This window comes from Fibrobacter sp. UWP2 (genome assembly GCF_900141705.1).
Lineage (GTDB): Bacteria > Fibrobacterota > Fibrobacteria > Fibrobacterales > Fibrobacteraceae > Fibrobacter.
Genome location: NZ_FQYM01000001.1, coordinates 409,437 through 423,158, shown reverse-complemented (window position 1 = coordinate 423,158; position 13,722 = coordinate 409,437). Strand labels below are relative to the sequence as shown.

Genomic DNA, 13,722 nt, shown 5'->3' with positions numbered 1-13,722 from the left:
CAAATCGTTTACTTTTTAAAACGGAGAGATAAACATAAGACGGAGTTTGTATGCTTAAACGAGCACTTCCCTTGGTATTGGGGGCTACCGGCATTTTTGTGGCCTGCGGCGACGAGACCACCATTGTAGAAGGTGGCTCTATTGCCATGGTAGCCGATGCCGACGCTCTTGGAGACTGCGACGGCGATAACGAAGGCGAACTGCTTTGGCTCAAATCCGAAGCCCAACTCCGCATGTGCTCGGGAGGGGAGTGGCTTTCGATGAATGGATCGGTGGACACGCTCTATATAGCAGATTCCAAATGCTCCACGGAACCCCTCAAAGACAGCAGCGGCGTGAAGATTATATGCAACGGCGACTCGGTGGGCGTGGTGCTCAACGGTCGCGATGGTGCCGATGGAAAAAATGGCAAGGATGGAATTGACGGCGTTGACGGCAAAGACCTGATAGACACCACCGTTTCGGATTCCGAGAGTGTGCCCACGGAACTGAATACGATTTCGGGCTGTTCTCAAAAGGGCCCGTTCTTGTCGGGTACGCCTGTTACGGTGCGCGGCCTGGAAAACGGGCGTACGCTTACCCAGTCCAACATCACTTACACGGGGTTCATCGCCAACGACAAGGGCGAGTTCAAACTGCGTGGCGGCATGCTCAAGTCCCAATATGTGAGCCTCTCGGCCACGGGCTATTACAAGAACGAGATGACGGGCGGGAACTCGGACGGGCAAATCTCCTTGAATGCCCTGACAGACCTTTCTACGCACACAACGGCGAACTTGAACCTGCTCACGCACCTGGAATACGACCGCGTGTACTACCTGGTGCAGAACGAAGGCAAGCGTGTGGCCACGGCGAAAAAGCAGGCGCAAAAGGAAATCTTTGCCGCGTTCCACATAGATTCCGACGGGTTCAAGAACTCCGAAGACATGAACATTGCCGGCTCCAGCGAAGCCGACGCGGCCTTGCTCGCTGTCTCTATAATTATGCAGAACAGGTTTACCACAAGTGAATTTTCTGAATATCTCTCCAAGTTTGCCGCCGACTTGGAAACGGATGGCAAGGGGAATAATGGTGATTCTAGCCGAGTTGCGATTGCGGATGCCATTTTGGAGTCGGAATTTGGCTGGTTTCGCGATGGCGACAATTCCTGTTATCCCCCCAAAAATTTTTTTCGGCTTGCTGATGTGAGAACGAATGTGAAGGGTTGGAATCTTTCGCAGAACGAGATTCCCAATTTTGAAAAATACGTGCGCCATTTTTGGAGCCAGGAACTGGGCCTGGGCGTGTGCGGAGCCCTTGCCGATGGTTTGATTAAGGATGATTCGCTTCCCGTTGCGAAGGATGGAGAAATCCGTTACGTAACCCGTCCTGGAAGTTTATTTCGTGTGATGGATTATGAAGACTCTATTCCGTATCGTTACATTTGCCATGCAGACAGTAACCGTTGGGTTGAGGCGAGCGATGTTGAAAAGAATACTTACGGTGAATCCTGTGCTGCGGGAGATAACAAAGTAATTAAAGGAAAGATTGATAAAAGGAACTCCTATTATTGCAAGGATTCAGCTTGGGTGAATATTACGGAATGGGATTGGAATATCCCGAAAGAAGCCCGCTTTAACCCGGATATAGAATATGGCTCCATGACGGATAATCGCGATCAAAAGACATACAGGACGGTAGAGATTGGAAATCAAACGTGGATGGCCGAGAACTTGAACTACGCCGACAGCTCAAAGACTCCGAGCCTTGTTGGAAATTCCCGGTGCTACAACGATTCTCTTAAATATTGCAAAGTCGGAGGGCGCCTGTACACCTGGGACGCCGCTATAGATATATGCCCGGAGGGTTGGCACTTGCCTGATTCTACGGAGTGGGCAGAGCTGTTAGAGCTGTTAAAAGTAACTTTTGAAAATGAAGATCCTTCTTGGTTGCTAAAATCCTCCAATGGCTGGAATAATTCTTACATGCCGGGTATCTGTTCATCATGGCTTTCGTCTTGGGAGTCTGGATGTGATAGGTTTGGATTTACGGCTCTTCCTGTGGGCGTTTATTACGATGACCCGCTGGTGTCTACCGATCATTTCATGGGTAGTGCAGGGTCCCGCACCGCATTCTGGTCTTCTTCGGAGGCTGAAACGGAGAAGGCTTACGTTTTCTCCGATGGCGAATTGAGTCAGTTGAAAAAGAAGGACGCCCTCTCTGTCCGTTGCGTGCAAGATTAAAAAGAACTAAACAGGACGACGTAAACAAATAAAAACTTTTTGTAAATGCGCCCGTAATTTGACGTAAATGCTTTTTCGTCAACATTTTAGGTGCGTTTTTTTTGCGGTTTTTGCGATTTTGGGGATCTTCTTTTGCCGGAACCCGCCTTGTGAGAATAGCCATAAAAAACTAAATTTGGCGCGTAAATAACAATACCCTAAAGAGGTTTTACCGTGCAAGATTCCTTAGTTACGAAAGCAGCCGACAACGTCCGAATCCTTTCTGCCGCGATGGTGCAGAAGGCGAAGTCCGGACATCCGGGTGGTGCCATGGGCGCCGCCGACGCCATCACGCTGTTGTTCGCGGAATTCTTGCGCTACGATCCGGACGACGCCGAATGGATGGGCCGCGACCGCTTCTTCATGGACCCGGGCCACATGAGCCCGCTCCTGTACTCCGAGCTCGTCCTCACGAACCGCCTCACGCTCGACGACGTGAAGAACTTCCGCCAGCTCGGCAGCCGCACTCCCGGCCACCCCGAACTGGACGTGATGCTCGGCATCGAGAACTCCTCGGGCCCGCTCGGTATTGGCCACGGCATCGCCCTTGGTGCCGCCATCGCCGAACGCTTCATGGTGGAACGCTTCGGCTCCATCCTCGAGCACAAGACGGTCTGCCTCGTTTCTGACGGCGGCCTCGAAGAAGAAATTGCCTACGGCGTGGGCCGCATCGCGGGCCACCTCAAGCTTTCGAACCTCATCTTCTTCTACGACGCGAACCAGGTGCAGCTGAGCTGCAAGACCGAAGACGTGATGAGCCACGACTTCGTCGGCCAGTACAAGGCATGGGGTTTCCGCGTTATCGAATGCGACGGTTCCAACATCGCCGAACTCCGCAAGGCATTCAAGGAAGCCTGGGCCGAGAAGGAAAAGCCGACGCTCGTGTACGGCCACACCACGATGGCGAAGGGCGCCGTTGCCGAAGATGGCAAGAGCTACGAAGGCGAAGTTTCTACGCACGGGCAGCCGCTCAACGCTGCCGGTGCTTCCACAACCGCTACGGTCAAGAACCTCGGCGGTAACCCGGACGACCCGTTCCAGGTGTTCGACGATGTGAAGGCCGGTTTCGAAGCCCGCGCCGAAGAACTCCGCAAGGAAGTCGCCGAATGGAAGAAGGCCAAGGCCGCTTGGGACAAGGCGAATGCCGAAAAGTCCGCGACCCTCAATGAATGGCTTTCCGGCAAGGCTCCGGTGCTCAACCTCTCGAACCTCCCCATCAAGGAAGGGGTCGCTACCCGCGTCACGAGCGGTACGGTTCTCGGCTACCTCGCCGAAAACTTCCACAACATCATTTGCAGTTCCGCCGACCTTTCGAACTCCGACAATACGCAGGCGTTCCTCAACAAGACGGGCATCTTCCGCGCTAACGACTTCAAGGGCGCGTTCGTGCAGGTGGGCGTCGCGGAACTCACGATGGGCGCCATCATGAACGGTATCGCGTTGCAGAAGGGCCTGTTCCCGATTTGTGCCACGTTCTTCGTGTTCAGCGACTTCATGAAGCCCGCTATCCGCATGGCTGCCCTCATGGGTCTCCCGGTCAAGTACGTGTTCACGCACGATAGCTTCCGCGTGGGCGAAGACGGCCCGACGCACCAGCCCATCGAACACGAAACGCAGATCCGCTTGCTCGAAGGCCTCACGAAGGAAAACGGCAAGGCCGAAATGCTCGTGCTCCGTCCGGCAGACGCATTCGAGACTCTCGCCGCCTGGGAAATGGCTTTCGAGAACAACGACAGTCCGACGGCTCTCATCCTTACCCGCCAGGTGGTAAACACGCTCCCCGGCGAAAACCGCTACGAAGCCGCGAAGGCCTGCCGCAAGGGCGCCTACATCGTGAGCGACAATACGGCTGCCGGCAAGAACCCGGACCTCACGCTTGTGGCGAACGGTTCCGACGTGCTCCTGGAACACCAGGCTGCCGAACTCCTCCGCGCCGAAGGCAAGGCCGTGCGCGTGGTCTCCATGATTAGCCCGGCTCTCTTCCTCAAGCAAGAAAAAACTTACCGCGATCAGGTGCTCGTGCCCTGGACTCCGGTGTTCGCTCTCTCCAGCGGCCTCCCGGTTCTCTTCGACCGCGTGGTCGGCGGGTTCGGCAAGGCCTGCGGCCTGGAACGCTTCGGCGCTTCTGCTCCGGCTGGCGTGCTAGAGAAGGAATTCGGCTATGTGCCCGAGGCCGTCGCCGCGAAGGCGAAGGAATACCTCGCCGAGTTCGCGCAGAACGTCGCCGACTTCAAGAAGGCTAATTAAAGCGACCGCTCGCGCTAGATTTGGGCGTTAAATTACTTTGGTATGCGCTCGCTCTCACTGCAAAGGCTCGTTGATACGAGCCTTTTCCGTTCACAGAACGAGCTTGCTCCTCGCACGGGAGCGGCTTTTTGTTTCCTATATTTCCGATAAATGATTTGGGGAACTATGAAGCGTTTTTCTTTGATTTGCACTTTGGCATTGGCGTTCTTGTTTACCGCCTGCGGTGACGACAGCTCCTCGTCTGTAGGCGGTGGCGGTTCCGGCGACAAGGGCAGCGAATACAATCCCGACGCGGGAACGGTCAAGGATTTGCGCGATGGCCAGACTTACGCCACGGTCAATATCGGCGGACGGGTATGGATGGCGGAGAACCTGAACTACGAAACGGAAACCAGCGTAGTTTTCCCCGAATACGACGGGAAGTCCCACGAAAAGTACGGGCGGCTGTACGCCTGGGAAGATGCAATGGACGCGTGCCCCCGCAGTTGGCGCCTGCCGGGCGAAGACGACTGGAACGACCTGGTTGCTGCCGCTGGTGATTCGGCTACGGCGGGTACGAAACTCAAGGCTACGAGGGACTGGGACAAGGACAAAAAGGACTATGTCGTCGGTACGGACGATTTCGGGTTCGCTGCCTTGCCCGCGGCCGTTTCGCATGTCAACACGAACGGTGTGCGCAGCTTCAGCAACAACGGGGCCTTCTTCTGGACCGCCACGGAGAAAAACGACGTGAAGGCGCTCATGTTCGTGATGCATTACGAGAAGGAATCCGTGGAATCGGGCGCATTCCCCAAGGATACGTGGCTCAGCGTCCGCTGCATCAAGGATTAGTTTGCTTTTTTTGGCGAAATAACCTATATTCTAGCCATGATTTGTCCTTTTTGCAAGCAAGACAACGACAAGGTGGTCGATAGCCGCGTGAGCGGAACCGCCATACGCAGACGGCGTGAATGCCTTGCGTGTGGTCGCAGGTTCACTACCCGCGAGTATATCGAACTCCAGCCGTTGACGGTTATCAAGCGGAGTGGCGAAAAGCAGCCGTTCCAGCGCGAAAAGCTTATCCGCGGCATCATGAACTCTTGCAAGAAGCGCCCGCTTTCGACCGAGGACATCGAAGAACTGGCGACACGCGTGGAAAACGCCCTGCCGGTGAACGACAATTCCGAGGTGGGCTACGATACCATCGGGAACCTCGTGATGCAGGAACTCAAGAAATTGGACCCTGTCGCCTACGTGAGGTTCGCGTCCATCTACCGAGAATTCAAGGAAGTCGGCGAGTTCGTGGACCAGATCAAGACGCTGGACAAAACTTAGACGAAAGAACGCTCGCCATGCTCGCTACAGACGAAAGAAGTCTTCGAAAATTTTGGGCATGCGTTATAGATGATGAAAAATTTACTTAGGACTGCATTTGAAAAACGTGCGCCGCTGTTCGATGTGACGGACGCGTACCGCGTCGTGAACGGGGCCGCCGACGGTTTCCCGGGACTCACGCTCGATCGCTTTGGCGACCGCTTCCAGGTGCAGTATTTCGGGGATGAACTCCTGCGGGAACGTCGCGCAATCGTAGATGCGGTGGTGGAGACATTCAATCCCGCATGCGTCGTGGTGAAGGAACGCCTCTCGCGCTCGGGCAAGTCGCTCGAGAACGCGCCGATGGAAGTTGCCTACGGGTCACGCGAAGATGCCGCGGGGACGGTACGCGAGGGGAACGCGAAATTCCATGTGGACCTGCTCGACACGGTGAACCCGGGGTTGTTCCTGGACATGCGGCACGTGCGCCTCGAGGTGGAGGAACGCTTTCGCGCGATGTCTAATAACGTGCGCTTTTTGAACCTCTTCAGCTACACGTGCAGTTTCTCGGTGCATGCGCGCCTCGGGGGTGCCGCGGTCGCCACCAATGCCGACATCAGCGGCAAGATTCTCGACAAGGGCCGCGAAAACTACGCGCTGAACGGGCTCGACCTGCGCCCCGGTGAATTTTTCCGCGGGAATGCGCTCGAATACGTGCGCTGGGCGCAAAAGAAGGGCCTAAAGTTCGACGGAATCGTTCTCGACCCGCCGAGTTTCGCGCGCTTTAAGGGGATGAACTTCAACGTGCGCGAACATTTGATGCCGCTTGTGGCGGACTGCGCCTCGATTTTGAATCCGGGCGGGTTCTTCATGGTGAGTTCCAACTACAGCGAGTTCGCGCTCGATTCGTTCGCGCGCGACGTGCTTGATGCCGTCAGGTCGGTACACAAAGAAGCCCGCACTGCTTGGAAGCGCGGGCAGGATATCGATTTTGCGGGTAGCGGCGCTACGAAGGATTCTTGCCTCGTCGCGACGATGGTGGAAGTGTAATCCTTAGTTTTTTTGGGTTTCCGTTTTAGACTCGCCCTCGGGTGGGTACAACAGGCCGAACCTCAGACCCGCAGTGGAGATCTTGAAACGCTCTACGCGCAACTTCTCTAAAAGCGACTTGAGCCAAAAAAGCCCGCAAATAATCACCTCGTGACGCCCGTTCTCGAGTCCGGGGAGCATCGCACGGAGCTCCTTGGAGAGGTTTGTGATGCGCGTGGTGACCGCATCGAGGTCGGCGATGCTCATCTCGAGCCCTTCAATCGCTTTGTAGTCGAACTGCGGCTTGTTTAGGAACACCATCGCAAGTGCCGTTCCCGTGCCGCCAATGAGGTACACCGGCTTTTTGGTCATGCCCTTGAAACTCACTTCCTTGAAGGTTTCCTTCACAAACTTCTTGTATTCGGGGCCGGGGATCGGTCCCATTGCCTTGAACATCTTGAGGGCGCCCACCGGGATGGAGAACGAGGTCTTTCCGTTGCTGAGTTCGGTGGAACCGCCGCCAATGTCGATTGTCACGATGTCGTCGCCGTGCCATTCCTTGACCGAGCGGAACGTGAGTTTGCCTTCTTCTTCGCCGCTGATGATGCGCGGGCGCATCCACAGGCTCTTTTCGACCGCGTCCAGCACGGCGTCGGGGTTGCTGGCCTTGCGCATCGCCTCGGTGGCGGCGACGGCCTTGAGTTCGACTCCCAGGGCGTGCAGGTCCATGCGGAACTTGGTCATGATGGTAGTCAATTCCCGGATGCGTTCCTCTGTAATGGCGCCGTGTTCGTAAATGTCTTCGCCCAGCCGGCACACTTCCACCTTTTGCAGCTTGGGCACCAGTTTGCCGTCTTCAAAGGCGGCAATCAGCAAAATGCAGCTGTGGCTGCCTATGTCGACGGTCGCTTGGAGCTTATTTTGCATCTTCGGCCTCGCTTTGTGCCTGTTTCGACTCTTCGGCGGCCTTCTTCATCACGCCGCTCTTGATTTTTTCGGCGAGGTTGGCGGGGTGCAGCAAAAATTCCTTGGCGCTTGCGATGGCCTCTTCGACCACCGATTCCGGGTACTTGCCGCTCCAGCTCGCGACCAGGTCGCCCGATTCGCTGCCCAGCGGCTTCTTTTCGCGGATCTCCTGACCCATCTTGAGGGCTAAAAGCAGCCCGAGTTCAAAGGCGCGGGGGTTCTCTTTGCCTTCGAGGAGCTTCTCAACGCGCGAGATTCGCTCCTCGTAGGGGACGTTTTCGAGTTCGGCAAGGTCTTTCTCTGAGATCATGTCTACAATAATAAAAAAAAGAAGGACTTGCTTGCGCAAGTCCTTCATCAAAAGAGAGCTTTGGGAAGAATTACTTCTTAGCAGCCTTCTTAGCCGGAGCCTTCTTGGCAACAGCCTTCTTGGCCGGAGCCTTCTTAGCAACAGCCTTCTTGGCCGGAGCCTTCTTAGCAACAGCCTTCTTGGCGGCCGGCTTCTTGGCAGCAGCCTTCTTGGCAGCGGGCTTCTTGGCAGCCGGCTTCTTAGCGGCAGCAGCCTTCTTAGCCGGAGCCTTCTTGGCAACAGCCTTCTTGGCAGCGGGTTTCTTAGCAACGGTTTTCTTTGTTGTAGCCATTTTATTCTTCCTTTTTTGAGGGTTTAGTGTTTGATGACTATAAAATAACTTTATTTTCACAAATAATCAACACTTTTTTAAAATTTTTTTCATTTTTTTTTCTAAAGGTCTTGACAAAGCCAAAAAATGACTTTGAAAAAGTCTTCCTTGTAGACTGTTACTTTGTATGTAGTACCGCGTCGCAATCCGCATAAAATAAGGCTTGCAGAATAATTAGTGTGTAATGCGAGCACAAAAAGAAAAAATCCGGAGCGTAGCCGGATTTTTGATTGTAAGTTGGTGATTGTCAAAAAGATAGCTTCAAAAAATGCGTGTGAGGCTTATGTGGGGAGGAATTTTTGTCGCGAAGTGTGACCTTCGTCAAAAATTTTACAATCCTGCCTTCACACTGTCGACGTATTTTTTGATTCCTTCGACTCCAAGCGCGTACATGTCCACGAACTTCGTCGCGAACGGAGGGATTTTTCCGTTGTGCATGCCGAGTGCGTCGTGCATCACCAGCACGTGGCCGTCGGTGAACTTGCCGCCGCCTATGCCGATGGTCACGGAGCCCACTTCGCGGGTGATTCTGGTGCCCAGTTCTTCGGGGATGTGCTCCAGCACCGTCTCGAAACAGTCCAGGCTGTCGACAAACTTGGCCTGCGCCTCAATTGCCGCCGCCTCTTCCTCGGTTTTGCCCTTCTGCTTGAAGTTCTCCGCCGTTTGCGGCAGCAGCCCCAGGTGGGCGCACACCGGGATGTCGTGGGAGCGCAGGAACTCGATGACGCCTGCGGGAGTGCCTTCAATCTTCACGCTCGATGCGCCCACGTCCATAAAACGGCGGGCGTTGTCGTAAGCTGTTTGAGGATCTTTGTCGCTTCTGTAGGGCATGTCGGCGACAACGTGAGTGTTCGGGGCGCCACGGCAGACGGCTGCTGTAAAGATAAGCATCTCGGTCATGCCGATTTCACGGGTGCTCTTGTAGCCCAGCATGGTGTTGGCGAGGCTGTCGCCCACCAAAATTTGATCCACTCCGGCTGCCTCCGCCATGCGTGCGAAGGCGAAATCGTAGCTCGTAATCATCGAGACCTTTTCGCCGGTAGTCTTTTTAGCCTTGATTTGTTCTGGAGTCAACATAAATATCTCCCATTTTTGGGCCTAAATATAAAAAAAAGGGGCTCTATTAGCTACATTTGCACTTGCCTATGGGTATAGAGAAAGGAATATTCAACCGCACGTCGCTCCTCTTGGGCGACGACGTGATGCAGGCTGTTTACGGCAAGCGCGTTATCATATTCGGCTTGGGCGGCGTTGGCAGCTGGTGCGCCGAGAGCCTCGTGCGTTCCGGCATCAGGGAGCTCGTGCTCGTGGATTCCGACCGCGTGTGTGTCACCAACGTGAACCGCCAGCTCATGGCGACCACCAAGACGGTGGGCAAGGTCAAGGTCGAGGTGCTCAAGGAACGCCTGCTCGAGATCAACCCGCACGCAAACATTGTCGCCCTGCAGGACATTTACGAGGAGGCGAACACCGAAAAGTTCGAACTCAGCTCCTTTGACTATATTATAGACGCCATTGACAGTCTCGAAAACAAGATGCAGCTTTTACTGCACGCCTCCAGGACCCGCGCCACCGTGATCTCGTCGATGGGCGCCGCCCTCAAGATGGACCCCACGCGCGTCAAGGTCGCCGAGTTCTGGAAAGTGAAGGGCTGCCCCCTGGCTCGCGCCCTCCGCGACAAGTTCAAGCGCAAAAAACTCAAGCCATACAAAAAGATCCAGTGCGTTTACAGTGACGAACTGTTGAAGAACCGCGGCAAGAACTCCTCGTGCGGGACCGCCGCCTGCATGTGTCCCAAGGTGCGCAACGAACATAGCGAGGCGGAACTCAAGAACGCTGAACTCGTCGGTCACGAATGGTGTAGCAGCAAGGCGCAAATCAACGGCACCATGGCGCACGCCACCGCCATTTTCGGCTTTACCATAGCCGGCCTCGTGATGCAGGACATCTATCAAAAAGCGCTTGCATGCGATTGACGAGGGCTATTGCCTCGACTGCATGCGCGAGGTGTTGTTCCGTGCCATAGAGGTCTTTAAGTAGCCAGCAGGCTCCGGGTCTCGTTCAAAAATTGCAGCGACTTGATTTCTTTGAGGTAGCCCATGTGGTGGAGCAAGTAGGCGAGGAGAGCGTTCTCCACGTACTGCTTGCGCTTAAGCTCATTGCCCTGCAGCAAGTCCCATAGTCCCTCGGCGGTCTCCTTGCGGCTGCGCGGCGTAGCGACTCCCAGGCAGTGCCTGCAAATGATTTCGCCGGTTTCGGGGTGGAAGTCGGCGGGGGGCGCGTCCAGCGGAGTTTCGCAGCGGCTGCACACCGAGATGTCGAGGTGGTAGCCCCACAGGTCGCAGATTCCCAGAAGCCAGCGCGCAAAAATGCCGGAACGCGGTTGCGCCGTGCTTGGCGTGTCGCCGGGCGGGCAATCCAGCTCGTCGAGGGCCTGCGCCAGCAACCTGAACTCCTCGGGGAGGGGCACACCCTGCGGGGCGTGCCTCAGCACGATCTCGGCCATGACTTGCGCCTCGGCGAGTGCGAGCAGGTCTTGCCGCAGGTCCTTGTGCCAGCCGATGATGGTCGCCTCTTTAACAAACTGCAGCTCGGCATTGGGGTTCTGGCGGAACACGACCTCGCTCGTGGCGAGCGGGTCTAGCGCCCCCTTGAACGGCGACTCCTTGCGCTTGCCACCCTTCACAATAAACGAGACAATGCCGCACTCCTCGGTGAGTGCCTTCACTATCCAGCTGGAATCGCTGTAGGCGTAGCGGTGCAAGACTATGGCACAGGTCTTGATCATTTTATAAAATGCTGGGCTTGGTCATATCCATGAAAGCATGGCTGCGACTCTCGCCCTACGCATTTGTCCACATTATTTGCCGGGGAACGGGGGCCAGCCCATCTGCTGTCCGCCAACCACGTGCAGGTGGATGTGGAACACTGTCTGCCCGGCGTCGGCCTTGCAGTTGAACACAAAGCGTGCGCCCGATTCCTCGAGACCCAGCTCCTTGGCGATAATTTGGGCGCGGTAGAGCATTTTGCCCACGAGTTCGCAATCTTCGGGCTTCATGTCCATGATGGTCGCGATATGGCGCTTGGGCACTACCAAAAAGTGCACGGGCGCCTGCGGGGCGATGTCGTAGAAGGCGAACACGTCGTCGTCTTCGTAGATTTTCTTGGAAGGGATTTCTCCCTTGATGATTTTGCAAAAAAGGCAGTTGTCGCTCATAATGTATTTAAAATAACAAAATGGACGGCGGATAGCGTTTACTTTTTGTAGCTCACAAAGGCGAAACGGCTGCTGTCGGGTGCCCACGAGTTCACGTTGATGGTACCCTGGCCTCCGAACAGTTTTAATATGGTTCGGGATTGCGTCCAGGCGCCGGGGCTTGTGGGGGAGGTGTTGCCAATGCGTTCGATGAGCCGCAGTTCCACGTTCTTGTTGGGCACGTGCTCGCCTGGCCGCACATCGCCCTCGGCATAGGCCACCATGACGGCCATGCGGCCGTCGGGGGATATATGCGGAAACCAGGTGTTCCAATGCGGGTCGTCGGTAATCTGGGTCTGCTCGCTCCCGTCGGCCTTCATGCACCAGGCCTGCATGCGGCCGGTGCGTACCGAGTTGAACCAAATGTAATTGCCGTCGGTGCTGTATTCGGGGCCGTCGTTCAGGCCGTTTGCCGTGGTGAGGCGGGTCTCGTTGCCGCCCGCGGTCGGCATGGTGTAAATGTCGTATTCGCCGTTGCGTTCGGCACAGTAGGCGAGGGTCTTGCCGTCGGGTGTAATTCCGTGGAGGTAGCTGGGGGCGAGTGGCGTCACCAGCTGGGGCAGGCGCCCGTCAAAGAATATCTTGTAGATGCGCGAGAGACCGTCTTCTTTGGTGTGGTGGCTCACGTAGACCCCCTCGCCGTCGGGGCTGAGCACGTGGTCGTTGTTGCAGTTGTCCACGTAGTGACTCGGAACCATCTCGGTTCTGCCGGTGCCGAGGGCGTACTTGTAAATGCGCCCCTCGCTGTTGTAGGTGAGGAAGGTGCCGTCGGCGCTCCAGTTGGGGGCCTCGATCACGCAGTCGAACTCGTGCAGGGTCTCTACCGTGCCGGTTCCTACGTTAAAAACCTGCAGAATGGACTTGTTGCCGTTTCTGTCCCAGGTGGCGGCGGGCGAGATCTCGAAGGGGTAGCTCACGCCAAAGCGGTCGCGGAGGCTGTCCATGAGCTCCATCATCTCGATGGTCTTTGCGAGCGGCATCTCGGGGCATTCCCGCTTGCCCTGGTCGAGGGCGCTCTTCGCAGCGAGCACCTCGTATTCGTAGCAGTTCACAATGCGGGGCGGCTTCACGGTCTCCACCACGTTGCCCGCCTCGTCAACAAGGCGCAGTTCCTCCATGTCGTTCAGGTTCTTGACCCAGATGGAGCCCGCGGTGCCGTAGATGGAGCCCTCATTGTGCGTGGGCGAGGTCATGGAGGCTTTCAAGAACGCCTTCTTGCCGTTCTTGTAGGTGATGTTCACCCAGTCGGTCGCGTCGACACCCGTGTGGAACTTGACGCAGTGCGCGTCCATGCCCGCGATGCCCGCGACGGATTCGTTCAAAAAGAGATCGGCGAAGGTGAGGCTGTAAATGCCGAGGTCCAGGAGTGCGCCGCCGGCGAGGGCGGGTTCGCGCAGGCGCTCCACGTGGCTTATGGTAAGGGAGAAGTCTGCCTCAACGCTTTGCACCTCGCCGATTTTGCCGGAGCCTATCCACTCGCGGATCGTTTTGAGGGCGGGCAAAAAGCGGGTCCACATGGCCTCGCACAAGAACACGCCCTTGTCGTGGGCTAGGGAAACCAGTTGCGTCGCCTGCTTGGTGTTGGCGCAAAAGGCTTTCTCCACGAGCAGGTTTTTGCCGTGCTCCAGGCACAGTTTGGCGCACTCAAAGTGGTGGGAGTGTGGAGTCGCGATGTAGATGAGGTCCACGTCGGGGTCGCTTGCGAGTTCCTGGTAGCTGCCGTAGGCCTTTTTGAAACCGTAGTTCGCGGCGAACTCCTGCGCCTTGGCGGGTGTGCGCGAGCCGACGGCGTAGGCCTCGACTTCCATGTTTTGCTGTTCAAGCCCCTTGACGGCCTCCGCCATTTTCGCGGCGATGTGGCCGCTGCCCAAAATACCGAGTTTCATAGTCTTCATGCCCTAAATATAGGCTAAAAGGGGGCTTTTTGTGGTTCCCGCTTTTTTTGAAAATGGTTACGTTGGGAAACGCGGGCTTTTTGCTATATTCAACC

Annotated in this window: 13 protein-coding genes and 1 pseudogene; 6 read left to right on the top strand and 8 right to left on the bottom strand. The window is 56.1% G+C overall.

Annotated features, from left to right (window positions below; genetic code table 11):
- Nucleotides 1–50 precede the first annotated feature (50 nt).
- From BUB55_RS01865 to BUB55_RS01845, 5 genes are all read left to right on the top strand, one after another.
- A complete protein-coding gene (locus BUB55_RS01865; RefSeq protein WP_083596820.1) occupies nt 51–2,222 on the top strand; it encodes a fibrobacter succinogenes major paralogous domain-containing protein in 2,172 nt (723 codons plus the stop codon).
- A 213-nt stretch (nt 2,223–2,435) separates the two neighbouring features.
- A complete protein-coding gene (locus BUB55_RS01860; RefSeq protein ID WP_073187654.1) occupies nt 2,436–4,508 on the top strand; it encodes a transketolase family protein in 2,073 nt (690 codons plus the stop codon).
- Nucleotides 4,509–4,673: 165 nt separating this feature from the next.
- Nucleotides 4,674–5,339 (top strand): fibrobacter succinogenes major paralogous domain-containing protein, encoded by a 666-nt coding sequence (locus BUB55_RS01855; protein WP_073187652.1) that lies wholly within the window; start codon nt 4,674–4,676, stop codon nt 5,337–5,339.
- Between the two features lie 36 nt (nt 5,340–5,375).
- The gene (nrdR, locus tag BUB55_RS01850) at nt 5,376–5,822 is read left to right on the top strand and encodes a transcriptional regulator NrdR (RefSeq protein ID WP_073187651.1); all 447 of its coding nucleotides are present in this window, start codon (nt 5,376–5,378) and stop codon (nt 5,820–5,822) included.
- Nucleotides 5,823–5,891: 69 nt separating this feature from the next.
- Entirely contained in the window at nt 5,892–6,851 is a 960-nt protein-coding gene (locus BUB55_RS01845; RefSeq protein ID WP_073187649.1) for a class I SAM-dependent rRNA methyltransferase, read from the top strand.
- Between the two features lie 3 nt (nt 6,852–6,854).
- On the opposite strand, the gene BUB55_RS01840 is transcribed toward BUB55_RS01845, so the two are convergent.
- From BUB55_RS01840 to panB, 4 genes are all read right to left on the bottom strand, one after another.
- Entirely contained in the window at nt 6,855–7,757 is a 903-nt protein-coding gene (locus tag BUB55_RS01840) for a Ppx/GppA phosphatase family protein (RefSeq protein ID WP_083596818.1), read from the bottom strand.
- A complete protein-coding gene (locus tag BUB55_RS01835; RefSeq protein ID WP_073187757.1) occupies nt 7,747–8,106 on the bottom strand; it encodes a hypothetical protein in 360 nt (119 codons plus the stop codon). Before BUB55_RS01835 ends, BUB55_RS01840 begins: the two co-directional genes overlap by 11 nt.
- Nucleotides 8,107–8,176: 70 nt before the next feature.
- Nucleotides 8,177–8,437 carry a hypothetical protein gene (locus BUB55_RS01830; RefSeq protein WP_143152852.1) on the bottom strand — a complete coding sequence of 87 codons (261 nt, stop codon included), beginning with the start codon at nt 8,435–8,437 and terminating at the stop codon, nt 8,177–8,179.
- Between the two features lie 369 nt (nt 8,438–8,806).
- Nucleotides 8,807–9,553, bottom strand: a complete 747-nt coding sequence (gene panB, locus BUB55_RS01825) for a 3-methyl-2-oxobutanoate hydroxymethyltransferase (protein ID WP_073187647.1) — start codon at nt 9,551–9,553, stop codon at nt 8,807–8,809.
- Between the two features lie 68 nt (nt 9,554–9,621).
- On the opposite strand from panB, the gene BUB55_RS01820 reads away from it, so the two are divergent.
- Complete coding sequence (locus tag BUB55_RS01820) at nt 9,622–10,452, top strand: tRNA threonylcarbamoyladenosine dehydratase (protein ID WP_073187646.1); 831 nt, start codon at nt 9,622–9,624, stop codon at nt 10,450–10,452.
- A 56-nt stretch (nt 10,453–10,508) separates the two neighbouring features.
- On the opposite strand, the gene recO is transcribed toward BUB55_RS01820, so the two are convergent.
- The 4 genes and pseudogenes from recO to BUB55_RS14715 all read right to left on the bottom strand — a co-directional run.
- Nucleotides 10,509–11,264 carry a DNA repair protein RecO gene (gene recO / locus BUB55_RS01815; protein WP_073187644.1) on the bottom strand — a complete coding sequence of 252 codons (756 nt, stop codon included), beginning with the start codon at nt 11,262–11,264 and terminating at the stop codon, nt 10,509–10,511.
- 72 nt (nt 11,265–11,336) lie between these two features.
- Complete coding sequence (locus tag BUB55_RS01810; RefSeq protein ID WP_073187642.1) at nt 11,337–11,693, bottom strand: histidine triad nucleotide-binding protein; 357 nt, start codon at nt 11,691–11,693, stop codon at nt 11,337–11,339.
- Between the two features lie 38 nt (nt 11,694–11,731).
- The gene (locus BUB55_RS14720) at nt 11,732–12,676 is read right to left on the bottom strand and encodes a TolB family protein (RefSeq protein WP_369828139.1); all 945 of its coding nucleotides are present in this window, start codon (nt 12,674–12,676) and stop codon (nt 11,732–11,734) included.
- A 174-nt stretch (nt 12,677–12,850) separates the two neighbouring features.
- Nucleotides 12,851–13,618: pseudogene (locus BUB55_RS14715) on the bottom strand (Gfo/Idh/MocA family protein); the annotation flags it as partial.
- Between the last annotated feature and the right edge of the window lie 104 nt (nt 13,619–13,722).